Source organism: Nocardia paucivorans NBRC 100373, assembly GCF_000308675.1.
GTDB lineage: Bacteria > Actinomycetota > Actinomycetes > Mycobacteriales > Mycobacteriaceae > Nocardia > Nocardia paucivorans.
The window spans coordinates 413,524-437,409 of sequence record NZ_BAGE01000041.1; the positions used below are offsets into that span (position 1 = coordinate 413,524).

Consider the following 23,886-nt stretch of genomic DNA (forward strand, 5'->3'; position numbering starts at 1 on the left):
TGTGTTAGCGGCCCTGCGGTGGCGGGGGCGGGTAGGGGCGTTCTCATCGGTCGCCGGCATATGTCAGATGTTCCCGCGCAGTTCGTAGTAGGGGTTGTAGATCACCTTGTGGCCGTCCCGGTCGCCCACGCGTCCACGCACCAGAATGCGTCGCCCCGATTCGATACCGGGGATACGTTTGCGACCGATCCACACCAGGGTGATGGCATCGGTGCCGTCGAAGAACTCGGCCTGCACACTCGCGCCGGTGGACCGGGAACAGGCCTCGACGCTGCGCAACCTGCCCAGCATCGTCGCCTCCTCACCCCGTCGGCACTCCGAGGCCCGGCATGCTCCCGAGGCCTCGGCCTTCTCCGCCAGCTCCTCGGCGTCGAGCTGATCGATATCCTCGGTCAGTCGGCGACCGAGCCTGCGAAAATATCCGGAGGCGGTACCGCCGCCCGCTTTTCTTCCTGCCGAGGAAGACATAGCTAGCTCTCCTGTGAGCGATGGCGTGGAGCGCACGTCATCTGGTTTCCTGCCACGGCCCGGCTGTGACCGCACCCGCCACTGTAGATGGGCACGACCCACACCGCTACGCTCACTCCGGTGTTCGATTCCCCACTCCCGGCGGTTCTCGTCGCCCTGCCCGGCAGCGGCTCCGACGCGTATTTCGTCCGACAGTCCTTCGCCGCGGCCTGTATCGCGCGCGGAATCGAATTCATCGCCGTCGAGCCCGATCCGACCGCCGTCGTCGCCGGTTATCGGGCAGCTCTCGACGATGCCGCCTCCCGGGGACCGGTCCTGGTGGCGGGTATTTCCCTGGGCGCCGCGGTGGCCTTGGACTGGGCGCATCGGCGACCCGACGCCGCCGTGGGGGTCGTCGCCGCCCTACCGGCGTGGACGGGAGCGAATACCGCCGACTGTCCCGCCGCGCTCAGCGCCGCGACCACCGCGGCCCAACTGCGCGCCGAGGGGCTGGAACCGGTGCTCGAGCGGATGCGGGTCGGCAGCCCGCCCTGGTTGGCCGAGGCGCTCACCCGGTCGTGGCGCGCGCACGGGCCACTGCTGCCCGACGCGTTGGAGGAGGCGGCGCAGTACAAGTGGCCGGACGCCGGACAACTGGAGACATTGCCCGTTCCCATGGCGGTGATCACCGCCGTCGACGATCCGGTGCACCCGGTCGCGGTGGCCCGGGAATGGGCCCACCGCGCGCCGCGCGCGACCCTGATCGAGATCACGCTCGACGAGCTGGGCGCCGATCCGGCCGTATTGGGCCACACCGGACTGCGAGTTTTCGATCGGCGGGACCGCGAGCCCGGCGGCGCCTGATCGCCGGTGCCTCGCGGCCGCCGGCTCAGCTCCGACGCAGCTGCTGCATCGCCGAGCCCTCGGCACCGCGACGTGGTTGCCGGGGCTGCGGGGGTGTGAGCACCGATCCGGGGGACGCGGTGCGGGCCGCCGCGGCCTGTTGTACCGCGGCCTGCGCCGCCGCGGCCTGTTGCGCCGCCAGTATCTGCTGCTGATGGGCAGCGGCCAACTGGTCGGCGAGCTCCTGTGGCAACACCACCGGTAGCGGTTCGCGGACCGGGAGCGCCTCGGTGCCGCGCCGGACGACGGTTTCGTTCAGGACCGCACGCGCCGCCACGACCAACGGGCTGTCCGCGTCGACGGCGCCGGCCGGCCCGGCGGCCACCAGGCGCAGCATCCACCGCGGACCGTCGACGCCGATGAACCGCAGATCGGCGTCAGCGGTGTTCGCGAACAGTTCCCGACCCCACGGCCCCTTCTCGACGGATACCCGCGCCCCCTCCTTGCGCAGGGATTCCGCCAGGTCGGCGGCCACCGTCCGCCATTGCCCGCCGGATTTCGGCGCGGCATACGCGGCCACGGTGATCCGGCCGTGTTCGGTGGCGAGATGCACCGCCTGCGGGGTGCCCTGGGGGGTCATCTCGACCTGCAACTGGCCGCCCGGCGGCACCGGAATGATCACCGAACCCAGATCCAGGCGCTGATCGACGATCTTCTCGAGGACATCGGCCACATCGTCGTAGTCGTAGGGCCCACGCCGCTGCGGTTCGGTGTCGGGATCGTAGACATCGGCCTCGTCGATATCGATATCGTCGTAGTCGTACAGCGGCTCGTCGGGGTCGCCGTAGTCGCCCTCGGCGTACCCGGTGTCGTCGTACTCCTCGGCGCACTCCCCCGTGTCGTAGTCCTGTCGGTGATAGCCGCCGGTGTCGTACTCGTCGTAGTCCGCCTCGTATTCGGCGTACTCGTCCGCCCCGTACCGGGAGTCGGCCTCGGGTCCGCGTCTACCGCGGGATTTGCGTCGCCCGAACATCCCCGTCATACCTCCTTGCCGCGCGGGCCTGCCGCGCCGCCGCGAGTCAGACTCGCGTGACCTCCGCTGGAGCCGTATCCGCCGGTGCCGCGGTCGGACTCGTCGAGCCGGTCGACCTCCACGAAGTCCACCAACTCCACCCGCTGCACCAGCAGTTGCGCGATACGGTCGCCGCGCCGCAACTCGATCGGCGTGCGCGGATCGTGATTGATCAGGCACACCTTGATCTCACCGCGATACCCCGCATCGATGGTTCCCGGCGTGTTCACCACCGACAGACCGGTCTTGGCCGCCAGACCCGAACGCGGGTGCACCAGTCCGACGGTGCCCACCGGCAGGGCTACGGCGATACCGGTGCCGACCAGCACCCGCTCCCCCGGTTCCAGGATGACGTCTTCGGTGGTGCACAGATCCACACCCGCGTCGCCGTCATGGGCACGCGTCGGCATCGGTATGCCGGGATCCAACCGCAACAGGGGAATGGGTGAAAGTGCGCTCACGTCCGATCAGCCTACGCGCAGCGACCGGGCGTTCGTCGCCTAGTGTTGAGTCGTGTCCGACCAGCCTCGACCCACCGATGCCGAACACCGCACCCAGCCGGAAAAGCCCTACTACAGCGAACGGCTGTGGGTGCCGTGGTGGTGGTGGCCACCGGCCTTCGCGGTCACCGCTCTGCTCGCTGCCGAGATCCATATGGGGGCGCCGGGTCTACGGGCCTGGTTGCCGTATGTCCTGTTGTTCCCGATCCCGGTCTGGGTGCTGTTGTGGTTGAGCCGACACCGGATCGAAGTCGCGCCGGATGCGTCCGGTACGCCGGAATTGCGGGTGGACCGGGCCCATCTGCCGGTTACCTTCGTATCCCGCGCGACCACGGTGGCGCCGACGGCCAAGAGTGCGGCATTGGGTCGCCAGCTCGATCCCGCCGCGTATGTGCAGCATCGGCCGTGGGTCGGCGCCATGGTGCTGCTGGTCCTGGACGACCCGGACGACCCGACGCCGTACTGGTTGATCAGTACGCGTCGACCCGAACGAGTCCTGGCCGCGCTCGGTCTGCCGAGCGCGGAATGATCTGTGGGCCGCTCAGGCCGCACAGTCCATGCAGATCATCTGCCCGCCCTTGTCGCTGGCCAGCCTGCTGCGGTGGTGCACGAGGAAGCAGCTGGAACAGGTGAACTCGTCCGCCTGCTTCGGGATCACTCGAACCGTCAGCACCTCTTCGGACAGGTCCGCGCCGGGGAGCTCGAACGACTCCGCGGTATCGGATTCGTCGATGTCCACGACGGCGGACTGGGCCTCGTTGCGTCGGGCCTTCAGCTCCTCGAGCGAATCCTCCGAGACATCGTCGGTGTCGGTCCGCCGTGGTGCGTCATAGTCGGTTGCCATGTCGTATTCCCCTCGTTCTTACTCCGTATATCCCGGATCGGCCGCGCCGTCGACATCGACTGCGCGTACCACCCCGCCGGTGGTGCACATCACACGAGTACCGGTCGTCTATCAGCACGGATCCACCTTTCCCGTACCCGATAGCGTTCGGTCAACGCACGACATGCCCTGCTTGTTCCCGCGACCGAGCACCGCATTACTCGCCGATGTTTCGATCTGGGCGGCCAGACAATAGCGGACGAAAGGACAAAAAGGGCAACCGAAACTCAGATGTGTCGTAACCGACGGTCAATCGACACCGATATCGACACGCTTCGATACAGCGGGTGTCCATCGCATCGCAATGGACACATTTACGTAGAGTGAGCGAGTGGTTTCACTGATCACCGAAGGCAGTGCGACGGACGAGCAGGGCCGTCCCTTCATCCGCCGACGAATGCGGCCGTGGTTGATCTTGATCGCGGTGCTCGCCCTGGTCTGCGCCCTCGTCTGGATCAAGGCGCTCACCACCGCGGACGACGGTTATGCTCCGATGAGTTGCAATTCACCCAGCCCGGCGACCGATCCGGACGCTCAACCCCAGCCCGAGCTCGGTCAGCGCGTGGGCACAAACCGGCTCCAGGACGTGGAACCCGCACCGTTGGCCGAAACGAAAGTGCGTGTCCTCAACGCCAACAATCAGCGCGGTCAGGCCGCCCATGTCGCGGCCCAGCTCGGCGACCTCGGTTTCGGCAGTGTGCCCGGAGACCCGTACGGCAACGATCCGATATACGCCAACGGCGATCTGGAATGCACCGGTCAGATCCGGTACGGAGTGAACGGCCGGCCGGCCGCCGCAGCCGTTCAGCTGGCCGTTCCGTGCGCGGAACTGATCGAGGACAAGCGCGAGGACACCTCGGTGGATCTCGTGCTCGGGTCCCTGTTCGGCGGTGATGTCCGGCCCAACAACGATGCCGCGGAGGTGCTGCGGTCGTTGAAGAACCCGGTCACCGGCAATAGCCCGGCCATCGATCCCGACCTGCTCGCCGCAGCGCGACACGCGCGCTGCTGACCGCACCGAGCGAAGCGACCGGTCCCGGCGGGCCCCGAAACGCCCGCCGGGACCGGTCTCAGGACTGCGGGATCGGCTCGCTCACCCCCAGACGGTCGAACAGCTCGAGCAGTTCGGCGCCGATCCCCGGCGCCGCGGCCACCACCAACGCCCCGGTCGAACCGGAAGTATCGGCCGCCGGCAGGTGTACTATCGCCCCTGCCTCCGTGGCGATCAATGCCCCCGCCGCCCAGTCCCACGGGTTCAGACCGTGCTCGTAGTGGGCGTCGACCCGGCCCTCGGCGACCATGCACAGATCCAGCGCCGCCGCCCCGATCCGGCGGATATCGCGGATATGCGGCATCAGTTCCGCGACCAGCGCCGCCTGCCGGGTCCGACGTGCGGCGTCATAGCCGAAACCGGTGGCGATCAAGGCCATTCGCACCGATCGCACCGAGGTACAGCGCAGTGGGACGACGGTCCCGTCCGGTTCGATTCGTTGCGCACCCATCCCGAGCGCCGCGCGATAGGTCACGGCCGCGGCGACATCGACGACCGCGCCCGCCACGGACCGTCCCCCACGCAGCGCGGCAACCGATACCGCGTAGGCGGGAATGCCGTAGAGGAAGTTCACCGTCCCGTCGATCGGGTCCACCACCCAGACCACCGTGTCGTCGCCGGCCGCGTCCGGATCCCCGCCGCCTTCCTCGCCGAGGATGTGGTCGTCCGGACGCAGACGGGCCAGTTCGTCGCGGATGAGCTGCTCGGTCTCGGTGTCCACGACGGTCACCGGATCGGTCGGGGTGCTCTTGACGCGGACCGCCCCGTCGGCGGAACCCGACGCGCCGAACACCTCGGGACGGCGGGCCCGCACATGGGCGGCGGCGGTTTCGGCCAAATACACCGCGAGCCGACGGAGTTCGGCCGCGTCGGCGGGGGTGGGGTCCGCGATGGAGGCATGGGCACTGGAGCGGGTCATCGATTCCGACACAGGGCCCATCGCAGCACAGATCCTGCGAGCCGGGCCACAGCCGACGCGCATTAGTCTTGTCGTGCACGACACACAGCGGCCGACCGCTCGCCACTCGAAGGCGGCGTCACGGCAGGTCGATGCAGGGCAGCGAGGCCACGGTTCGGGTACGGCCGTGACGGGGTATTTCTCTCGCGCCCGGCGGCCGTCGTGAAGCCCGGTACGCCGTGTGGATACCAGCCAGATCAGCCTGCACAGGGAACGAGGGAATCGTCATGTCCGGTCGGGGGCACGCATTCGGGATCGACATCGGAGGCAGCGGCGTCAAGGGCGCCGCGGTGGACCTGGCCACCGGCGAACTCTTACACGAACGCATCAAGATCGCCACCCCGCAACCCGCGACCCCCGATGCCGTGGCCGATACGGTGGCGCAGCTGGTGGCCCGGGCGGGGTGGGACGGACCGGTCGGAATCACCCTGCCGTGTGTCGTACTCGACGGAATCGCGCAGACCGCGGCCAATGTGGACCCGGCCTGGGTCGGCACCGATGCCCGCACCCTGTTCTCCAAGGCCCTCGACGGCCGTCGGGTGACCGTGCTCAACGACGCCGACGCCGCAGGGTTGGCCGAAGACCACTACGGCGCGGCCCGAGAGTTCGAGGGTCTGGTGCTGTTGTTGACCTTCGGGACCGGGATCGGTTCGGCGCTGCTGCACAACGGCGCGCTGGTCCCCAACAGCGAACTCGGCCACCTGGAAGTGGGTGGGATGGAGGCCGAGCACCAGGCCGCGGCCTCGATCAAGGATCGTGACGGCCTGTCCTACCCGGAATGGGCGCAACGGGTGAGTACCGTGCTGATCAGCCTGGAAAACCTGTTCTGGCCGGCGGTCTTCGTCGCGGGCGGTGGGATCAGCCGGGAAGCGGATCGGTGGATACCTCTGCTGACCAACCGAACACCGGTTATCCCGGCCGTTCTACGGAACACCGCGGGTATCGTGGGCGCGGCCATGGCCATCGATGCCGGAATCGCACCCTGAAGTTGCACGCCACGCGGACAAGGGCACACTGATTGGATCGTTACAATGGAACTGCCCGGCGGTGAGCCGGAGACCCCCGACCGGCGCAGGGCCGGTGTAACCCGACAGACCGCTCCGCCGGAAACCTACTCTGGCGTGACGCCGCACGAGACCGTCACGAAAGGGCGTACGTGGTAGCCACGAATACCCGTCAGACAGCCGATTCGGCCGACGCCGACACCCCCGAAGTCCCCGCGCGTCCGGCCCGCAAGACCGCCGCCAAGAAGGCCCCGGCCAAGAAGGCCACGGCGAAGAAGGCGACGGCCAAGAAGGCTGCCGCCAAGAAGGCCCCGGCCAAGAAGACCGCGGCCAAGAAGGCGACCACCAAGAAGGCGGCGGGCAGCGAACCCACCGACGAGCCGCTCGACGACGAATCGCTGGATCTCGAGGATCTCGGCGATCTGGAGGTGTCCGAGGACGACCTCACCGCAGAGGGCGATGACCTCGTCGAGGATGTCGCCGAGGAGGAAGCCGACGAGGAACCCAGCGCGGCGGACAAGGCCTCCGGTGATTTCGTCTGGGACGAGGAGGAGTCCGAGGCGCTGCGTCAGGCGCGTAAGGACGCCGAACTCACCGCCTCGGCCGACTCGGTACGCGCCTACCTCAAGCAGATCGGCAAGGTCGCGCTGCTCAATGCCGAGGAGGAGGTCGAACTCGCCAAGCGGATCGAGGCCGGTCTCTACGCGGCGGAGAAGATGCGCGAGTTCGCCGAATCCGGTGAGAAGCTGCCGGTGTCGGTACGCCGCGACTACAACTGGATCATCCGCGACGGCAACCGTGCCAAGAACCACCTCCTCGAGGCGAACCTCCGTCTGGTGGTCTCCCTCGCCAAGCGTTATACCGGCCGCGGAATGGCATTCCTGGATCTCATCCAAGAGGGCAATCTGGGTCTGATCCGCGCTGTGGAGAAGTTCGACTACACCAAGGGCTACAAGTTCTCCACCTACGCCACCTGGTGGATCCGGCAGGCCATCACCCGCGCCATGGCCGACCAGGCCCGCACCATCCGTATTCCGGTGCACATGGTCGAGGTGATCAACAAGCTCGGTCGTATCCAGCGTGAGCTGCTCCAGGATCTGGGCCGCGAGCCCACCCCGGAGGAACTGGCCAAGGAAATGGACATCACGCCGGAGAAGGTCCTCGAGATCCAGCAGTACGCGCGTGAGCCGATCTCCCTCGATCAGACCATCGGCGACGAGGGCGACAGCCAGCTCGGTGATTTCATCGAGGACTCGGAGGCCGTGGTCGCGGTCGACGCGGTGAGCTTCACCCTGCTGCAGGATCAACTGCAATCGGTGTTGGAGACCCTGTCCGAGCGTGAGGCGGGTGTGGTGCGGCTGCGGTTCGGTCTCACCGACGGCCAGCCGCGCACCCTCGACGAGATCGGTCAGGTCTACGGCGTCACCCGCGAACGTATCCGGCAGATCGAGTCCAAGACCATGAGCAAGCTGCGCCACCCCAGCCGCTCGCAGGTGCTCCGCGACTACCTGGACTGACGGTCACCCGACCTGTCGACACCATCTCGGCCCCCGGACACGGTCCGGGGGCCGAGATGTTCGAGACGGCGGTTTCGCCTATATCCGGTTCGATTCGACCGCCCGCCGGACCGCTTCCCGTTCCGTATCACCGGATACGGGCTTCGACCGAGCCTCGGCTTCCAGGGCCGCGTCACGGGAGGTGTCCTTCAGGTCCACTCCGGAACGCCCGAGCCGGCGGGCACCGTCGACCAGGCCCGCCACCACCGCCGCGGCATGCGCATAGCCGAGTCCGTCGGGCGGATGGATATTGGACACGCAGTTGCGTTCGGCGTCGGTACGTCCCGGCCGGGGATGATGGGTGAGATAGATCCCCAGACTGTCGGCGACCGACAGACCCGGACGTTCCCCGATCAATACCAGCGCTGTCGAAACTCCCAGCGCGGCGCCGACATGATCGCCCAGCGCCACCCGCGCCTGGGTGGCGATCACCGGCGGTGCCATGGTGTACCGCGGGCGCAGAACATCTATCAACGCGGCCAGCATCCCCGGCGCGTGCTCGGCCACCGCCCGGGCCGACAGGCCGTCGGCGAGAACGAAACCGATATCCGCACCGATATGCGACAGGCCCGGTATCGCCTCCGACCGCCCGGGTTCGCTCGACCACGCCGATTCGGGTATCCGTCCCAGGTCCGGGCGCCGCAGATATTCGGCGCGGTCCCGCGCCCGACTGCGGACCACGATCGGCACCCCGATCCCCAGCGCGGCGACCCGTTCGGACAGCGCGTCGACCTCCAAGGGAGCGTGTACCGCGTCGCGGGCCGCGGCATGCGCGGCCCGGAACTCCAGCACCCGCGCGGTGGGCAGCGCGTCCCCGGCCCGTCCCAGACCGATCCGGGCCCGGGTGGCGGTCCGCAGTCGAGCCCAGAACTGTTCGGTATCGGTGGTTTCGGGCGGACGCGCATCGCCGCTCATACCGCCCCCGTCAGGGCGCGCAGCGGGGAGCTCACCGGCGGTACCGGCAGTACCCGGCCGGTGGTGTCGAGCATGCCGAGCCGTTCCAACCAGGCCGCGAATTCGGGCGCCGGACGCAGCCCCAACACCCGACGCGCGTACAACGCGTCGTGGAAACTCAGACTCTGGTAGCCGAGCATCACATCGTCGGCTCCCGGCACGGTGATGACGAACGCGCAACCGGCCGCACCGAGCAGCGTCAGCAATGTGTCCATATCGTCCTGGTCGGCCTCGGCGTGATTGGTGTAGCAGACGTCCACCCCCATGGGCAGGCCGAGCAGTTTGCCGCAGAAGTGGTCCTCCAGCCCGGCCCGGATGATCTGTTTGCCGTCGTACAGGTATTCCGGGCCGATGAATCCGACCACCGTATTCACCAGCAGCGGTTCCAGTTCCCGGGCCACCGCGTAGGCACGGGCCTCCAGGGTCTGCTGATCCACCGGTGCGCCGCCGGTGCCCAGGTGGGCGTGCGCCGACAGCGCCGACCCCTGCCCGGTCTCCAGGTACATCACATTGTCGCCCACCGTGCCGCGCCGCAGCGACCGGCCCGCGTCGTTCGCTTCCCGCAGCAGCGCCAGATTCACCCCGAACGCCGCGTTCGCACCCTCGGTCCCCGCGACGGACTGGAAGACCAGATCCACCGGAGCGCCCGCCTCGATGAGACCGAGGGTGGTGGTCACATGGGACAGCACACATGACTGCGCGGGGATGTCGAAGCGGGTACGTACCTCGTCGAGCAGCTCGAGTAGGTCGGCTCCGGCCCGCGGGGAATCGGTCGCCGGGTTGATACCGATCACCGCGTCACCACAGCCCAACAGCAACCCGTCCAGGACCGCCGCGGCGATTCCCCGCGGATCGTCGGTCGGATGGTTGGGTTGCAGTCGAGTGGCGAGTGTTCCCGGGGTGCCGATGGTGGTGCGAAACGCGGCATGTACCCGCGCGGCCCGGGCGACGGCGACGAGATCCTGATTACGCATGATCTTGCTGACGGCGGCGACCATTTCCGGGGTGAGCCCGCCGGCCACGGCACCGAGCGTATCGGCGGGATCGATGCCGCCCTCACCCGCGGCGACCGAGAGCAGCCAGTCCCGCAACCCGCCCACCGTGAGATGGGCGATCGGCGCGAAAGCGGTTCGGTCGTGGGTGTCGATGATCAGGCGGGTGACCTCGTCGGTTTCGTACGGCACCACGGGGTCGTCCAGGAACTCCGTCAGCGGCACATCGGCCAACGCCCATTGCGCGACGGCCCGCTGCGCGTCGGTGGCCGCCGCGCAGCCGGCGAGTTCGTCACCGCTACGCCGTGGGCTCGCCTTGGCCAGGAGATCGACCAGTCCGTCGAATCGATAGGAGGTACCGCCCAGCCGCTGGGTGTAACTCCTCATTCCAGCTCCTTTTCCGCTCGGGCGAGGATCGCGGACTCCTCGTCCGGCGACCCGGCCACCAGACGGGTCCGGCTGTAGAGACCGAAGTAAGCCATGAAGGCGCAGAACACCGCCAGGGTCCATCCCGCGGCCACCGGGTCGACCAGGAAGGTGGCGATGACCGCGGCACAGGCCACCAGCAGGGCGAACCCGGTGGTCGCAATACCGCCGGGGGTTCGATACGGCCGCGGCATCTCCGGTTCCCGCACCCGCAGCACGATATGGCCGATCATCATCAGCACGTAGCTCAGCGCGGCGCCGAATACCGCCATGTTCAACAGCATGGCACCCTCACCGGTCAGGGAGAGGACGAATCCGATGATTCCCGGCACCACCAGGGCCAGAACGGGCGCTTTACGCGTATTGGTCACCGACAGGCGGGTGGGCAGGTATCCGGCCCGGGACAGGGCGAAGGTCTGCCGCGAGTAGGCGTACACGATGGAGAAGAACGACGCCACCAGACCGGCCAGGCCGATGTAATTGACCACGGTGGCCGCGCTACCGGACCCCAAGGCCTCGACCAGCGGGTTCGCCGATTCCGACAAGGCCTCGGCGCCGAGTGCGCCGGTGGACAGCAGCAGGACCGACAGGCCGGTGACGACCAGCACCATCATGCTGACGACAATGCCCCGCGGCACGTTCTTCTCCGGTTCGCGAGCTTCTTCCGCGGCCAGCGGCACTCCCTCCACGGCGAGGAAGAACCAGATGGCGAACGGGACGGCCGACCAGATGCCGAGCACCCCGAACGGTAGCCACGACGAGGAACCGGCCGCGTCGGGATCGACCGCGATATCGGTCAGGTTGGCCACCTCGAACCGGCCCCAGGCCACGCTCGCGAACACCACCAGACCCACCAGCGCGATGGCGGTGATCACGAACATCGCCTTGAGCGCTTCTCCCACACCGGCCAGGTGGATCCCGATGAACACCGCGTACACCACCAGATACACCCACCAACCGTCGGCGATGCCGAACAGGTTCAGCGACTCCACATAGCCGCCGATGAAGGTGGCGATCGCCGCGGGCGCGATGGAATATTCCAAGAGAATGGCGGTGCCGGTGGCGAATCCGCCCCACGGCCCCAGCGCCCGCCGCGCGAAGGCGTACCCGCCGCCGGCGGTGGGCAACGCCGCCGAGAGCTCGGCCATACCCAACACCATCGCGAAGTACATCCCGGCGATCAGTACCGTTGCGATGAGCAGGCCGCCGAATCCCCCTTCCGCGAGCCCGAAATTCCATCCCGAGTAGTCCCCGGAGATCACATAGCTGACGCCGAGCCCGGCCAGCAGCACCCATCCGGCGGTTCCCGATCGCAGAGTTCGTTTGGCCAGATAGTCGTCGGCCACCTCGATTGCCATGCCATTTACTCCCTCATCCTCGGCGTCTCCGCCGATGCCCCATTTTGAAGAGGGAATATTTCCTATTTGTGACCGCAGATGTCATCCATGAGGCGGCCGCCGACTCACCGGAGCGAGTGTGCGCGAGAACCGATACGAACGAGATCGCGTCCGATCCCCCGAGTGAAGAGCGCGATCGCCGCCACCGGATCAGCCGTGCGTGAGAATCTTCTCCGCGGCGTCCAGGCCGTCGGGTGTGCCGATCGCCACGAGCAGATCACCGGCCTCGAGGGTGAAATCGGGACCCGGCGACGGATACACCTGATCGGCCCGCAGGACTGCGACGATGGAGGTCGAGGTTCGTGTCCGCATGGCGGTCTCGCCCAGCGTGCGGCCACGGTAGGGCGAGGTCTCGGTGAGCGGTAGTTGGCGGGTGACGATACCGGGCAACTCGTTCCGGTCGCCCTCGGGATCGATAACCGGCCGTGGCGTGCCCAACAGGCTCGCCAGCACCGAGGCCTCGTCATCGTCCAGAGGGATTTGCGCGACACAGGCATCCTGGTCGTCGGTTTTGGATACGATCAGGTCGATATCGCCGTCCCGGTGGGCGACGACCCCGATTCGGCGACCCGATCGGATCTCGAAATCTTTCCGCACCCCGATGCCGGGTAGCGCTGTGACGTCGATGTGCACACTCCCAGCGTAACCGTCGGCAATTACCTTCGCCGCCCCGCCTACCGGCAATTTTCCCGTGGTGGACAGGGGGTTTCACCGAGCGCGAGCACACGGTCCGGGTTCGGCCGCGCCGGAGCCGTCGACGGTGACGCCGGCCCGCCCTCCGCTCAACCGGACAGGGGCGCGAATGTGCCGTCCGGGCCGGGACGGTAGTCCTCGACCGCGATCACGGCGGCAGCCGGCAGCGGTCCGTACAGATGGGGGAAACGCATGTGCGGATCGTCACCCGGAACGCCCGGCTCCCAACGCACCACGGCGTCCAGGCGGGTGGGATCCAGCCGCAGCAGCACCAGATCACGACGACCACGGAACAACCGGTTGGCGGGCAGATGAACCTGCCGAGGCGCGGACAGGTGGACGAAGCCCTCGGTGGTCAGCGACGGGGGCCGGTGTGCGCCGGTCTCCTGTGCGATTCGCCATTCCGCGGCCGAACACAGATGAACCAGGGTGTGAGTGTCGGTGGACACGGGTAATCTCCCGATAGACAACTTGGATCGGTCTGTTCGAAAGGGTGTTGCAAGCCGTTTTCCAGAGCCGACGAGAAGTTTTCGCCGAGAGCGAAAACCGCTGGTCGTGTTAGGGAAAACACATTGTTTCCCAAAGGGGAACAAAGCCCCCGTCCCGAACGTCTGACAGAGTAGTCATACCCCTGCTGGGAAGCAGCGGAAGCGAGCCCGCGGAGTGACCACGGGCCCCACACCAGGTGAACGGTTTGTGTGCCGGGAGCCAGGACGGAGGAGTCATGCCAGGAACCCTGACCAGCACCCCACTGACCGCGGTTGATCGTTGTGATCGTTGCGGCGCGGCTGCTCGTGTGCGTGCCGTTCTGCCCGCAGGTGGCGAGTTGCTCTTCTGCCAGCACCACGCGAACGAACATATGGATCGGCTCCGTGAGCTCGATGCCGTGATCGACACGGAATCCGCTCCCGCGATCTGACCCGTCCTCGCGTCCGACACAACAACATCGAACAACAGAAACATCGAACAACAGAACAGACAGTTGAATACGCCTCCCGCGGCGGACGACCCCCAGGTCGTCCGCCGCGGGCCTCATTCGGCCAGGATGCCGTCCAACAGGCGTTCCAGGCCGTACTCGAAATCACCATCCGGATCGCCGGGAGCCCGATACAACTCGCCGACCGCGGCACCGACGCGGGCCGCCAGGGGGAACTCCTCGGCGGGCATGAGCCGACTCAGCAGCGGCCCGTGCGCCGCCCACCAGTGGGCATCCGATACCTGGCGGGTCTCGCGCCTCGCCGCGAGCGCCATCCGGGCATTACCGGTGGCAAATTCCGACAGCACCGCAATCACCCGGTCCATGTGCACATCGTCGAGCCCCAGCCCGTCCACGGCCGCCAGATGACGTTCGTAGCGCCGCATACGCCCCGGCCCGAGCACCAGTCGCCACGGCGATATGTCGAGCAGCCAGGGGTGGGTGAGCAGTTCGTTCCTGATCTGTCGCGCGATCGCGGCCAGTCGGTCCCGGGCGGGCAGTTCGGGCGGGATCGGTTCGTCCTCGTCGGTAACGGCATCGACCATGAGCACGGCGAGGGCGTCCTTGCTCGGCACATAGGTGTACAGGCTCATCGGCCGCAGGCCGAGCTCCGCTGCGACGGCACGCACCGAGACCTTGTCGTAGCCGTCCCGATCGGCCAACCGGATCGCGGCAGCCACCACCTCGTCCACGCTGACCGTCTGTTTGGGTCCGCGTCCACCGACGCGGGGCGGTAGTTCGTGTCGCCACAGTAGGTGCAACAGGATGCGCGCCCGTTCGGCGGTCGGATCGGTCATCGGACTCCTTCGGCTGCACGAGGACCCGTCCGGCGTATACCGGCACCGGGGGAACAAAGTCGGTACGGTGTACGTTGTTCCGATACTCCGTACGCCATACGACGATTCTAGGGGTGCACACTGCCCACCACTCAGGCCACCTACCTCCCGGACCGGCACATGTTCGCGATATGGACATGGACCGGTCACGCACCCGGGCGTCCACCACGCACGGTCGGGCTCGGCACCACCATCGAACTGGCAATTCCACGCCACGTCATCGGGAAGGGCTCCACCGTCGCCGTCGCCGATATCGAATGCGCCCTGCTGGAACCCGCCGACTTCGCCGGCGCCCCCCTCGACGACCCCGGCCCCTCGGTCCACGCCTGGCGCCGCGCACTCGACGGCGAGCGGATATCGCTACCACCGGCCGCCCACGCCGTGCCCGACGCCACCGGAACCTCGATACTCGCGGGTCCGCACGCGCTGGCGGTCCTGCACGACACCGCGGCCGTCGCCGCTGAACTCCGCGCTGGTCTGATCGCCGAACTGCGCCCCTATCAGGCACGCGGTATCGGCTGGCTGCGCGAGACCACCGCCCGCCACGGCGGCGCGATCCTCGCCGACGAGATGGGCCTGGGGAAAACCGTCCAGACCATCGGATTCCTGCTGGGCCGCGCGCAGACCGGACCACAGCTGGTGGTGTGTCCCACTTCATTGGTCGGTAACTGGGTGTACGAAATCGAACGATTCGCTCCGGGGTTGCGGCCGCACGCCTGGCGCGGCGGCGATCTCGCCGCGGAGCGGACAACCGTGATCGTCACCGGCTATCCGACGCTGCGGCTGCACGGTGCGGACCTCGCCGCGGTCGACTGGGCCACGGCCGTCTTCGACGAGGCACAGGCCCTGAAGAATCCGCGCACCCAGGTGTCCAAGGCGGCCCGAGCGCTCCGGGCCACGGCGACCGTGGCCCTCACCGGAACCCCCGTGGAGAACCATCTCGAAGAACTTTGGGCGCTGCTGAACCTGGTCGCCCCGCGCCTGTTCGGCCACCGCGCCCAGTTCCGTCGCCGCTACGCCCGACCCATCCAGGAGGGATCCGCCGCCGCGGCCGCGCGGCTGCGCGATGCCATCGAACCGGTGGTGTTGGCGCGGCGCAAGGCACAGGTGGCCGCCTCGCTGCCACCGAAGATTCACACCGACCTGCTCTGCGATCTGACTCCGGAACAGGAGCGGCTCTACGACGAATTGCTCGAACGGGCCGCCGACGAGGGCTTCGGCGCGGGGGTGCAACGACAGTCCCGGGTGCTGGCGGCGCTCACCGCACTCAAACAGGTGTGCAACCATCCCGGGCTGGTCACCGGCGACCTGACGGATCTGGCCGGCCGATCGGGCAAATTCGATCTGTGCGCCGATATCCTCGCGAACAATCTGGAAACCGGCGCGCCGACACTCGTGTTCACCCAATATCGTGGCACCGGCGAGCTGCTGACCCGCCTCCTGGCCGAACGGTTCGGCATTACCGCGCCGTTCTTCCACGGTGGACTCTCCTCGGCCGAACGCGCCGAGATCGTCCGGGAATTCCAGGCACCCGACGGGCCGCCGGTGCTGATCCTGAGCCTGCGAGCCGGCGGCACCGGGCTCACCCTCACCCGCGCGGCCGATGTCGTCCACTTCGACCGCTGGTGGAACCCCGCCGTGGAAGCACAGGCCACCGACCGGGCACACCGGATCGGGCAGACCCGCACGGTCACCGTCACCACGCTCACCTCCGCCACCACGGTCGAAGAGCACATCGCGACCATGCAGCGGCGCAAATCGGCGCTCACCGATCTCGGCGATACCGGCGGTATCGCCGAACTGGCCCGGCTCGACGACGACCAACTCCTCGCAATCCTGCGCCGTAAACGGGAAGACCGATGACCGACAACGAATTCGGCTATACGCCGTGGGGTATGGACTGGGTGCGGCTGGCCGAACCGCTACGACAGACCCGACCCGACCCGCTGCTGCCGCGGGCGCGCAGCATCGCCCGCCACAACGGTGTCCGGACGGATATCGAGGGCCGTATCGTACGCGCGCACATCCATCGCGGCGGACAGGCCTCGATCGCCCATCTCGAGTTCGCCCCACTGTCGCATACGGCACTCACCGCGCTGGCCACGATCATCCCACCCACGCCTATCGTGCTCACCGACGATATGCACCGCGCGGCCGTCACCGCGGGAGCGCATCCGGCACCGGTCCTCGTGGCCACCGACTGCTCCTGTTCGGCGCGCACCCCACGCTGTGTGCACGTCCTGGCCACCTGCTACGCGATGGCACGACACGTCGACGAGAACCCGCGCCTCTCCCTGGAGATCCAGGGCTATGGGACCACCCCGGCCGAGGTGGTCGACGAGACCGGCGCCGGTGACATCGTCCGCCGGTTGCCCATCAACACCCTCGACCCGGCGAGTTTCTTCGATCCGCCGCCATCGTGAGCATGCCGCATCACCACGTCTGGTGAACACTTGTCGGCACCGGGCGCAGCGGCTTCCGCAGGGCTGTCCCCGCCGCTGTCCACCGCTACATCCGCCGCAATGCGGCGATCCGCTCCCCCAACTGCTCGGCCGTGGCCAGAGCGGTCGGTGGACCACCACACTGGCGCCGCAGTTCGCCGTGGATCACACCGTGCGGTTTCCCGGTGCGATGGTGATGCATGGCGACGAGGCTGTTGAGTTCACGCCGCAGCTCTCCCAGTCGGTCCGCCGCGGCGACGCGTTCGGCCGATGACGCCACCCGCGAGCCGGGGTCGGGCGAGGGCGCGCTCTCGGCGCCGGCCTTGGATCGTTCGGCGAGCTGACGGGCCTGGCGTTCACGCAGCAGCGCGCGCATCTGTTCGGCGTCGAGCAGACCCGGGATACCGAGGTAGTCGGCTTCTTCCTCACTGCCCGCGAAGGTCGCGGTGCCGAAAGAGGAGCCGTCGTAGATCACCCGATCGAGCTCGGCGTCGGCAGCCAACGCCACGAACGGCTTCTCGTCCTGGCCCGGTTCGTCCTGCTGTTTGTTCGCCTGGGTGATCAGCTCGTCGTCGAGGCCGTTCTTCTCCCGGTGCGGTTTGCCGATCACATGGTCGCGCTGCACCTCGAGCTGGGCGGCCAGATCGAGGAGCACCGGCACCGACGGCAGGAAGACGCTCGCGGTCTCCCCCGGTCGGCGGGCGCGAACGAAACGCCCGATGGCCTGGGCGAAATACAGCGGGGTGGCGGCGCTGGTGGCATAGACCCCGACCGCCAGGCGCGGCACGTCGACACCCTCGGACACCATACGCACCGCGACCATCCACGGCTGGGTCCCGGCACTGAACTCGGCGATCCGGTTCGACGAGGTCGGATCGTCGGACAGCACCAGCACGGGCGGGGTGCCGGTGAGGTGTTCCAGCAGTTCGGCATAGGCACGGGCGCGTTCCTGATCGGTGGCGATCACCAGACCACCCGCATCGGGCATACCGCCGGCGCGTAACTGCCCCAGCCGGGTATCGGCGGCCCGCAGCACCGCCGACATCCAGTCGCCGTTCGGGTCGAGTGCCGTTCGCCAGGCCCGCGCGGTCTGTTCCGCATTCAAGGGCTCGCCCAGCCGGGCCGAATATTCCTCACCCGCGCTGTCGCGCCAATGCGCCTCACCGGAGTAGGCGAGGAACACCACCGGCCGCACCACGCCGTCGGCGAGGGCCTCGGCGTAACCGTATGTGTGATCGGCGCGGGATCGGGGCAGACCCGCCTCGTCCGGCTCGTAGGTGACGAACGGGATCTGGCTGTCGTCGCTGCGGAACGGGGTACCGGTCAACGCCAGCCGGCGGGTGGCGTCGCCGAAGGCCTCGGCCACGGCGTCACCCCAGCTCTTGGCGTCGCCGGCATGGTGGATCTCGTCCAGGATCACCAGGGTGCGTCGGTTCTCGGTGCGCACCCGGTGTCGGAACGGGTGAGCGGCGACCTGCGCGTAGGTGACCGCGACCCCGTGATAGTCGCCCGAGGTACCACCGGTGCTGTTGGAGAACCGGGAGTCGAGAGCGATCCCCAGCCGGGCCGCGGACTGCGCCCACTGGTGTTTGAGGTGTTCGGTGGGGGCGACCACGGTGATCTGGTCCACCGTGCGGTCGGCGAGCAATTCCGCGGCGACCCGCAACGCGAAGGTGGTCTTACCCGCTCCCGGGGTGGCCACGGCCAGGAAATCGCGCGGTTTGGTGGCCAGATATTTGGTGAGCGCTCGTCGCTGCCAGGCGCGCAATGGTGCGCCCGACGCTCCCGCTGCCGCTCCCCCCGGAACTCCCTCTCTCGCAGTGGCACCGTCCGACACAGTCACGGAAGAGAACACTAGCCGCCGACTTCGGTGTGGTGCCACATCGACGCGTGGCGCGCGATCTGCGTCACAACCGGCAACGACCTGTGATTCCGACGCCGATGCCGAGGCCGTCTCACATAGGCCACCCGAGTGCGCAATGCTTGAGGCACCATGTGCAGCAAACGGCCCGATATCGATACGGCCCCGCCGGGTCTCTCGCGGGGTGCGCGTATCTATACCCAAAGCACTCGACTCATCGCTCGTGTTGCCGTCAAATGCTGGGACGATTCGATTTTCGCCCAGTCCGCAGCGGCCGCGTTCTGGCAGACGATGTCGCTGGCGCCGCTGCTGCTCGGTGTCCTCGGCAGCCTCGGTTACGTGGGTGGATTGTTCGGACCGGACACGGTGGAGATCGTGGAGTCGAAGATCATCACCTTCAGCCGTGGTCTGTTCAGTCGGAGCGTGGTCACCGATCTCATCGAACCGACCGTGCGCGATGTGCTGGGTCAGGGGCGGGCCGCCTTCGTCTCGGTCGGTTTCGTCATGTCGCTGTGGGCCGGATCGTCGGCCATGGCCACCTTCGTCGACGCCATCGTGGCGGCGCACGGCCAGCAGGATGCCCGGCACCCGGTCTGGCAGCGCATCTTCGCGCTGCTGCTGTACGTGCAATTCGTAGTGGCCGCGGTGTTCCTCCTGCCGATCATCGCGCTGGGACCGGTGCTCGTGGGCCACGTACTACCGGACAGCTGGCGGGAACCGGGGTTGCGGCTGATCGACGCGTTCTACTACCCGGGGGTGGGGCTGCTGCTGATCGTGGGCCTGACCGCGTTGTACAAACTGGCGCTGCACCGGTCACTGCCCTATCACCGCCTGTTCGGTGGCGCATTGCTGGCGGCGGTGTTCTTCCTGGCGGCCAGTGAGGGGCTGCGGCGCTATCTCGGCTGGGTCACCCGCACCGGTATCAGCTACGGCGCGCTCGCGACCCCGATAGCCTTCCTGCTGTTCACGTTCTTCCTGGGGTTCGCCGTGATTCTCGGCGCGGAGTTCAATGCCGCCGTCCAGGAGTTCTGGCCTGCCCGGGCCACCAGGATGGAACAGCTCAAGGCCTGGTGGGCCGAGCGGCAGGCCCGGAAGCACGGTACGACCGCCGGTACCGATACAGGCGACGACGAGAGCCGGACGCCACCGGCCCCTCGAGCCACCGACGAGACCGACAGGCGAGATGAGAGTGGACAGTCGTCCCGAGCGGTCGGTTCGGGGCGAATCCGGTCCGAGGCAGGACCGGACGCTCCCGAAGACCACGGAACCGCAGTGATGGGCACCCATCCCATCCTCCGCGAAAGCGGACGTGGGTGAGGCAGTGGCTCGACGGGTGGACGACCTCAGTCCCTACGGAGCTGGTCGTAAACCTTCTTACACTCGGGGCAGACCGGCGAACCCGGCTTCGGTGAACGTGTCACCGGGAACACCTCACCGCACAGCGCCACCACGTGGGTACCCATGACGGCACTCTCGGCGATCTTGTCCTTCTTCACATAGTGGAAGAACTTCGGGGTGTCATCGCCTGTCGTCTCGTCGGTGGTCGTATCCGGGCGAACAAGGGTATCAGTGCTCACCCTTCCATGATGCCGTATCGACGCTCGGCCGCCGACCCCCTATATGGCACGCGCACGCCGGGAGTGGAAGACTCGGGGTATGCAACAGCACGGCGACGCTCCGGACGCCGACAACAGGGCCGACCAGGTACGCCCGGATGTGACAGAGACCTCCCGACCGCACCGATCCCGTGGTTACTTCCCCGGTAACGACGCCAAACACCCGGTGTTGATCACCGAGGCGGCACCGTCGCTGGACGACCAACGCCGCGCCCGGGTACGCCGCTACACCATCATCATGGCCTTCCGCATCCCGTGCCTGGTCCTGGCCGCGATCGCCTACAGCACCTTCGGCAGCGGCCTGCTGGCCATCCTGATCATCCTCGCCTCCGTTCCCCTGCCCTGGATCGCGGTCCTGATCGCCAACGACCGCCCACCACGGCGCAAGGACGAACCCAGCCGCTGGGATCGACCGCATCGAGCCGTCGAAGCGACCCCGCGCAATATCGTCGAGGGGAGCGCGAAGGACGGGTCCGAATAGGCGTTCCAGCGCGCACGGACATCAAGTGAACGGGGCGAAGCCGAGAATTCGACCGCGCCGAAACCCGCCCGACCGGCGGGAATCGCCGCGGGAGCCGAATCCCGACCATCTCGGTCACGGTGGCAGAGTAACCGTGTGCCCACGAACCGAACCACGACCGGCTCCCTGCTCACCGCCCTGTGCCCGGATCTGCGGGCCGCGCTCATCCGAGTGGGATACGAGGCCGATACCCTGCTGGAGGCATTGGGACCGGAGATCCACGCCGCCCTGGGACGATCGGAACCCGTACCGGTTCGCCGGGCCGCACGGGCCGCGGGTGAACTGGGCACCCTGATCCGATTGTTCCTGCTCGGCGACGCGCTGCCCGACCATCAGGTCGCGCCGGCTCTGGCCCCGGTCGACCTCGAATCGGCGATCGCGGCGGGTCTGTTGGAGCGGGACGGATCGGATATTCGCGCGGCACTGGATCTGCGGCCGCTCGACGTCGGGGCGGGCACCCGCTGGATCCTGTCCGATCTCGACGACTCGATGCGCCCGCGCACCCTGGCCACCGAGCACGTCCTCGGTGTCGGGCACGCCTCGCTGTCGCTGTTGCGCGCAACCCCGACGCGGCCGGTGGGCTCGGTTCTCGATCTGGGCACCGGCTGCGGTGTCCAGGCGGTGCACGCCGCCTCCTATGCCGATCGGATCACGGCAACCGATATCAATCCCCGCGCGCTGTGGCTGGCGGAGGCGACCGCCGCCCTCAACGAGATCGATGTGGAGCCGGCGCAGGGCCCCTGGTTCGAGCCGGTCGCCGGACGGCGTTTCGACCAGGTGGTGGCCAATCCGCCGTTCGTCGTCGGTCCGGCCCGGGTGGAGCACACCTATCGGGATTCGGGTCTGGCGCTCGACGGAGCGAGTGAACTGGTGATCTCTCGGGCGCCCGAGTTTCTCGCGCCCGGCGGGACCGCGGCCCTATTGGCGTCCTGGGTGCATCGGGACGGCGAGGACTGGCGCGCGCGGGTGTCCCGCTGGCTGCCCGCTCACGGTATCGACGCATGGGTGGTGCAGCGCGATATCGCCGATCCGGCACTCTATGTGGGCACCTGGCTGCGCGATGCCGGCATGGACCCGCGCACCGAGGACGCCGGCCGACGGGCCGACGAGTGGCTGACGGCCTTCGAACAGGCCGGGGTCGACGGGGTGGGGTTCGGGTTCGTCTATCTACGCGCCATCGAGGGACCCACCGAGCTGTTGGCCGAGGACCTCACCCACGGGTTCGACGATCCGCTCGGCGACGAGGCGATCGCCTATTTCGAACGGTCCGCCTGGTTGCGGACCGTCGCCGCCGACCCCGGTCTGGCCTGGTCGTCCCGGTATCGCGTCGAACCGGCGACCGCTCTGGAGCGGGTGTACCTGCCCGGATCCGACGGGTGGGCGCGGCAGGTCACGCGGCTCCATCGTGGGGATGGTCCACGCTGGCAGCACGAGGTGGATGAGACAACGGTCTCACTGTTGGCCGGAATGCGTCCGGACGGGCTGACGTTGTACGAACTACTCGAATTGCTGACGCTCGCCCACGGATCGGACGGTGTGCCGCAGGATCTCGCGACCGATGTGCTCGCGGTGGTCACAGGATTGGTACGACACGGGTTGATCCGGCCCGTATGACCTCCTCTCCACCCGATTCGGGGCCGGGTCACCGACCCTCGGGTGTCACGTTCGGGTAACGCCGGCTCCGTCCAGCGTCGTTCTCAGGAACTTCTCAGAACCGGTCGGAGAAAACCGCAGTTCAGAGCGGTTTACTCCCACCCGCCGAGGGAACTTTCCCTATGTCGGGTCCGTTGTTCGGAGTGAGACACCACCGACAGGAGGCAAGTCATGACAAGCCCCGCCACAACTCGTGTGCGCCCCAGCGATTCGGACCTCGACGCCCAGAGCCCCGCAGCCGACCTGGTACGCGTGTACCTCAATGGTATCGGCCGTACCGCGCTGCTCACGGCCGCCGACGAGGTGGAGCTGGCCAAGCGCATCGAGGCGGGCCTCTACGCGCAACACCTGTTGGAGACCGGCAAGCGCCTGTCGGCAGCACGTAAGCGCGATCTCGCCGCCGTCGTCCGCGATGGGCAGATCGCCCGCTCGCATCTCCTGGAGGCCAATCTGCGTCTGGTCGTCTCGCTGGCCAAGCGTTACACCGGACGCGGTATGCCGCTGCTGGACCTGATCCAGGAGGGCAATCTCGGCCTCATCCGCGCGATGGAGAAGTTCGACTACACCAAGGGCTTCAAGTTCTCCACCTATGCCACCTGGTGGATCCGCCAGGCCATTACCCGCGGTATGGCCGATCAGAGCCGCACCATCCGGCTCCCGGTACACCTGGTGGAGCAGGTCAACAAGCTGGCGCGGATCAAGCGTGAACTGCATCAGCAGCTCGGCCGCGAGGCCACCGACGAGGAACTGGCCGCCGAATCGGGGATTCCGGTGGAGAAGATCGCCGATCTGCTCGACCACAGTCGCGATCCGGTGAGCCTGGATATGCCGGTCGGTAACGACGAAGAGGCACCGCTGGGCGATTTCATCGAGGACTCCGAGGCCACCTCGGCCGAGAGCGCCGTGATCGCCGGTCTGCTGCACCGCGATGTGCGCAATGTGCTCAATACCCTCGACGAGCGGGAACAGCAGGTCATCCGATTGCGCTATGGCCTCGACGACGGTCAGCCGCGCACCCTCGACCAGATCGGCAAACTCTTCGGTCTATCCCGGGAGCGGGTGCGTCAGATCGAGCGCGAGGTCATGGCCAAGCTCCGCAAGGGCGAGCGCGCCGATCGTCTGCGCGCCTACGCCAGCTGATCGGCACACACTGCCACGGTGGCCATCGGGTCACCGCACTCCGACCGGAACCGTGCGGTTCCCTCAT

General features: G+C 67.7%; 25 protein-coding genes. 12 read left to right on the top strand and 13 right to left on the bottom strand.

Annotated features, from left to right (window positions below):
• Positions 1-63: 63 nt before the first annotated feature.
• Positions 64-468: an OB-fold nucleic acid binding domain-containing protein gene (locus ON32_RS13420; protein ID WP_051133192.1), complete on the bottom strand. Its 405-nt coding sequence runs from the start codon at positions 466-468 to the stop codon at positions 64-66.
• 120 nt (positions 469-588) lie between these two features.
• Here ON32_RS13420 and ON32_RS13425 point away from each other — a divergent pair, with 120 nt between their 5' ends.
• Entirely contained in the window at positions 589-1,311 is a 723-nt protein-coding gene (locus ON32_RS13425; protein ID WP_245551013.1) for an alpha/beta hydrolase, read from the top strand.
• Positions 1,312-1,336: 25 nt separating this feature from the next.
• On the opposite strand, the gene ON32_RS13430 is transcribed toward ON32_RS13425, so the two are convergent.
• Positions 1,337-2,323: a DUF3710 domain-containing protein gene (locus tag ON32_RS13430; RefSeq protein ID WP_040791135.1), complete on the bottom strand. Its 987-nt coding sequence runs from the start codon at positions 2,321-2,323 to the stop codon at positions 1,337-1,339.
• 5 nt (positions 2,324-2,328) lie between these two features.
• Complete coding sequence (gene dut, locus ON32_RS13435) at positions 2,329-2,823, bottom strand: dUTP diphosphatase (RefSeq protein WP_040791136.1); 495 nt, start codon at positions 2,821-2,823, stop codon at positions 2,329-2,331.
• A gap of 52 nt (positions 2,824-2,875) precedes the next feature.
• Here dut and ON32_RS13440 point away from each other — a divergent pair, with 52 nt between their 5' ends.
• Complete coding sequence (locus tag ON32_RS13440) at positions 2,876-3,391, top strand: DUF3093 domain-containing protein (RefSeq protein WP_051133194.1); 516 nt, start codon at positions 2,876-2,878, stop codon at positions 3,389-3,391.
• A 12-nt stretch (positions 3,392-3,403) separates the two neighbouring features.
• On the opposite strand, the gene ON32_RS13445 is transcribed toward ON32_RS13440, so the two are convergent.
• Complete coding sequence (locus ON32_RS13445) at positions 3,404-3,706, bottom strand: DUF4193 domain-containing protein (RefSeq protein WP_040791137.1); 303 nt, start codon at positions 3,704-3,706, stop codon at positions 3,404-3,406.
• A gap of 370 nt (positions 3,707-4,076) precedes the next feature.
• On the opposite strand from ON32_RS13445, the gene cei reads away from it, so the two are divergent.
• Positions 4,077-4,757 (top strand): envelope integrity protein Cei, encoded by a 681-nt coding sequence (gene cei, locus ON32_RS13450; protein WP_040791138.1) that lies wholly within the window; start codon positions 4,077-4,079, stop codon positions 4,755-4,757.
• Between the two features lie 58 nt (positions 4,758-4,815).
• On the opposite strand, the gene ON32_RS13455 is transcribed toward cei, so the two are convergent.
• Positions 4,816-5,715 (bottom strand): inositol monophosphatase family protein, encoded by a 900-nt coding sequence (locus ON32_RS13455; RefSeq protein WP_083874486.1) that lies wholly within the window; start codon positions 5,713-5,715, stop codon positions 4,816-4,818.
• Between the two features lie 266 nt (positions 5,716-5,981).
• On the opposite strand from ON32_RS13455, the gene ppgK reads away from it, so the two are divergent.
• Complete coding sequence (gene ppgK, locus ON32_RS13460) at positions 5,982-6,740, top strand: polyphosphate--glucose phosphotransferase (RefSeq protein WP_040791139.1); 759 nt, start codon at positions 5,982-5,984, stop codon at positions 6,738-6,740.
• A 170-nt stretch (positions 6,741-6,910) separates the two neighbouring features.
• Positions 6,911-8,275 carry an RNA polymerase sigma factor gene (locus ON32_RS13465; RefSeq protein ID WP_040791140.1) on the top strand — a complete coding sequence of 455 codons (1,365 nt, stop codon included), beginning with the start codon at positions 6,911-6,913 and terminating at the stop codon, positions 8,273-8,275.
• Positions 8,276-8,353: 78 nt separating this feature from the next.
• Here the strand turns inward: ON32_RS13465 and eutC are convergent, their stop codons facing one another.
• The 5 genes from eutC to ON32_RS13490 all read right to left on the bottom strand — a co-directional run bounded on the left by eutC (position 8,354) and on the right by ON32_RS13490 (position 13,225).
• The gene (gene eutC, locus ON32_RS13470; RefSeq protein WP_051133195.1) at positions 8,354-9,229 is read right to left on the bottom strand and encodes an ethanolamine ammonia-lyase subunit EutC; all 876 of its coding nucleotides are present in this window, start codon (positions 9,227-9,229) and stop codon (positions 8,354-8,356) included.
• Entirely contained in the window at positions 9,226-10,647 is a 1,422-nt protein-coding gene (locus tag ON32_RS13475) for an ethanolamine ammonia-lyase subunit EutB (protein WP_040791141.1), read from the bottom strand. Before ON32_RS13475 ends, eutC begins: the two co-directional genes overlap by 4 nt.
• Complete coding sequence (gene eat / locus ON32_RS13480) at positions 10,644-12,044, bottom strand: ethanolamine permease (RefSeq protein ID WP_040791142.1); 1,401 nt, start codon at positions 12,042-12,044, stop codon at positions 10,644-10,646. The genes ON32_RS13475 and eat overlap by 4 nt, the downstream gene beginning before the upstream one ends.
• Positions 12,045-12,233: 189 nt before the next feature.
• A complete protein-coding gene (locus ON32_RS13485; RefSeq protein WP_040791143.1) occupies positions 12,234-12,716 on the bottom strand; it encodes a cation:proton antiporter regulatory subunit in 483 nt (160 codons plus the stop codon).
• A 149-nt stretch (positions 12,717-12,865) separates the two neighbouring features.
• Complete coding sequence (locus tag ON32_RS13490) at positions 12,866-13,225, bottom strand: DUF952 domain-containing protein (RefSeq protein WP_040791144.1); 360 nt, start codon at positions 13,223-13,225, stop codon at positions 12,866-12,868.
• A gap of 275 nt (positions 13,226-13,500) precedes the next feature.
• On the opposite strand from ON32_RS13490, the gene ON32_RS30065 reads away from it, so the two are divergent.
• Positions 13,501-13,695, top strand: a complete 195-nt coding sequence (locus ON32_RS30065) for a DUF7455 domain-containing protein (protein ID WP_040791145.1) — start codon at positions 13,501-13,503, stop codon at positions 13,693-13,695.
• A gap of 113 nt (positions 13,696-13,808) precedes the next feature.
• Here the strand turns inward: ON32_RS30065 and ON32_RS13500 are convergent, their stop codons facing one another.
• Positions 13,809-14,549 (bottom strand): TetR/AcrR family transcriptional regulator, encoded by a 741-nt coding sequence (locus tag ON32_RS13500; RefSeq protein WP_083874442.1) that lies wholly within the window; start codon positions 14,547-14,549, stop codon positions 13,809-13,811.
• Positions 14,550-14,708: 159 nt separating this feature from the next.
• On the opposite strand from ON32_RS13500, the gene ON32_RS13505 reads away from it, so the two are divergent.
• Both ON32_RS13505 and ON32_RS13510 read left to right on the top strand, forming a co-directional pair.
• Positions 14,709-16,451, top strand: coding sequence for a DEAD/DEAH box helicase (locus ON32_RS13505; protein WP_040791146.1), 1,743 nt, complete (start codon positions 14,709-14,711; stop codon positions 16,449-16,451).
• Positions 16,448-17,011, top strand: a complete 564-nt coding sequence (locus ON32_RS13510; RefSeq protein ID WP_040791147.1) for an SWIM zinc finger-containing protein — start codon at positions 16,448-16,450, stop codon at positions 17,009-17,011. The genes ON32_RS13505 and ON32_RS13510 overlap by 4 nt, the downstream gene beginning before the upstream one ends.
• A gap of 85 nt (positions 17,012-17,096) precedes the next feature.
• On the opposite strand, the gene ON32_RS13515 is transcribed toward ON32_RS13510, so the two are convergent.
• Positions 17,097-18,797 carry a DEAD/DEAH box helicase gene (locus ON32_RS13515; protein WP_051133196.1) on the bottom strand — a complete coding sequence of 567 codons (1,701 nt, stop codon included), beginning with the start codon at positions 18,795-18,797 and terminating at the stop codon, positions 17,097-17,099.
• A 225-nt stretch (positions 18,798-19,022) separates the two neighbouring features.
• Between ON32_RS13515 and ON32_RS13520 the strand changes: the two genes are divergently transcribed.
• On the top strand, positions 19,023-20,207 hold the full coding sequence (locus ON32_RS13520) for a YihY/virulence factor BrkB family protein (protein WP_083874444.1): 1,185 nt from the start codon (positions 19,023-19,025) through the stop codon (positions 20,205-20,207).
• Positions 20,208-20,233: 26 nt separating this feature from the next.
• Here the strand turns inward: ON32_RS13520 and ON32_RS13525 are convergent, their stop codons facing one another.
• Positions 20,234-20,467, bottom strand: coding sequence for a DUF3039 domain-containing protein (locus ON32_RS13525; protein WP_040791148.1), 234 nt, complete (start codon positions 20,465-20,467; stop codon positions 20,234-20,236).
• 79 nt (positions 20,468-20,546) lie between these two features.
• Here ON32_RS13525 and ON32_RS13530 point away from each other — a divergent pair, with 79 nt between their 5' ends.
• From ON32_RS13530 to ON32_RS13540, 3 genes are all read left to right on the top strand, one after another.
• Positions 20,547-20,987, top strand: a complete 441-nt coding sequence (locus tag ON32_RS13530) for a DUF3099 domain-containing protein (protein WP_083874488.1) — start codon at positions 20,547-20,549, stop codon at positions 20,985-20,987.
• A 135-nt stretch (positions 20,988-21,122) separates the two neighbouring features.
• Entirely contained in the window at positions 21,123-22,640 is a 1,518-nt protein-coding gene (locus ON32_RS13535) for a DUF7782 domain-containing protein (protein WP_051133197.1), read from the top strand.
• Positions 22,641-22,850: 210 nt separating this feature from the next.
• Complete coding sequence (locus ON32_RS13540; protein ID WP_040791149.1) at positions 22,851-23,819, top strand: sigma-70 family RNA polymerase sigma factor; 969 nt, start codon at positions 22,851-22,853, stop codon at positions 23,817-23,819.
• The last annotated feature ends 67 nt before the right edge of the window (positions 23,820-23,886 follow it).

Coding starts and splice junctions, on each gene's coding strand:
- ON32_RS13420 (WP_051133192.1), bottom strand. CDS start 468: ATGTCTTCCTCGGCAGGAAGAAAAGCGGGCGGCGGTACCGCCTCCGGA.
- ON32_RS13430 (WP_040791135.1), bottom strand. CDS start 2,323: ATGTTCGGGCGACGCAAATCCCGCGGTAGACGCGGACCCGAGGCCGAC.
- ON32_RS13445 (WP_040791137.1), bottom strand. CDS start 3,706: ATGGCAACCGACTATGACGCACCACGGCGGACCGACACCGACGATGTC.
- ON32_RS13455 (WP_083874486.1), bottom strand. CDS start 5,715: ATGACCCGCTCCAGTGCCCATGCCTCCATCGCGGACCCCACCCCCGCC.
- ppgK (WP_040791139.1), top strand. CDS start 5,982: ATGTCCGGTCGGGGGCACGCATTCGGGATCGACATCGGAGGCAGCGGC.
- eutC (WP_051133195.1), bottom strand. CDS start 9,229: ATGAGCGGCGATGCGCGTCCGCCCGAAACCACCGATACCGAACAGTTC.
- ON32_RS13475 (WP_040791141.1), bottom strand. CDS start 10,647: ATGAGGAGTTACACCCAGCGGCTGGGCGGTACCTCCTATCGATTCGAC.
- eat (WP_040791142.1), bottom strand. CDS start 12,044: ATGGCAATCGAGGTGGCCGACGACTATCTGGCCAAACGAACTCTGCGA.
- ON32_RS30065 (WP_040791145.1), top strand. CDS start 13,501: ATGCCAGGAACCCTGACCAGCACCCCACTGACCGCGGTTGATCGTTGT.
- ON32_RS13500 (WP_083874442.1), bottom strand. CDS start 14,549: ATGACCGATCCGACCGCCGAACGGGCGCGCATCCTGTTGCACCTACTG.
- ON32_RS13505 (WP_040791146.1), top strand. CDS start 14,709: ATGTTCGCGATATGGACATGGACCGGTCACGCACCCGGGCGTCCACCA.
- ON32_RS13510 (WP_040791147.1), top strand. CDS start 16,448: ATGACCGACAACGAATTCGGCTATACGCCGTGGGGTATGGACTGGGTG.
- ON32_RS13520 (WP_083874444.1), top strand. CDS start 19,023: ATGTGCAGCAAACGGCCCGATATCGATACGGCCCCGCCGGGTCTCTCG.
- ON32_RS13530 (WP_083874488.1), top strand. CDS start 20,547: ATGCAACAGCACGGCGACGCTCCGGACGCCGACAACAGGGCCGACCAG.
- ON32_RS13540 (WP_040791149.1), top strand. CDS start 22,851: ATGACAAGCCCCGCCACAACTCGTGTGCGCCCCAGCGATTCGGACCTC.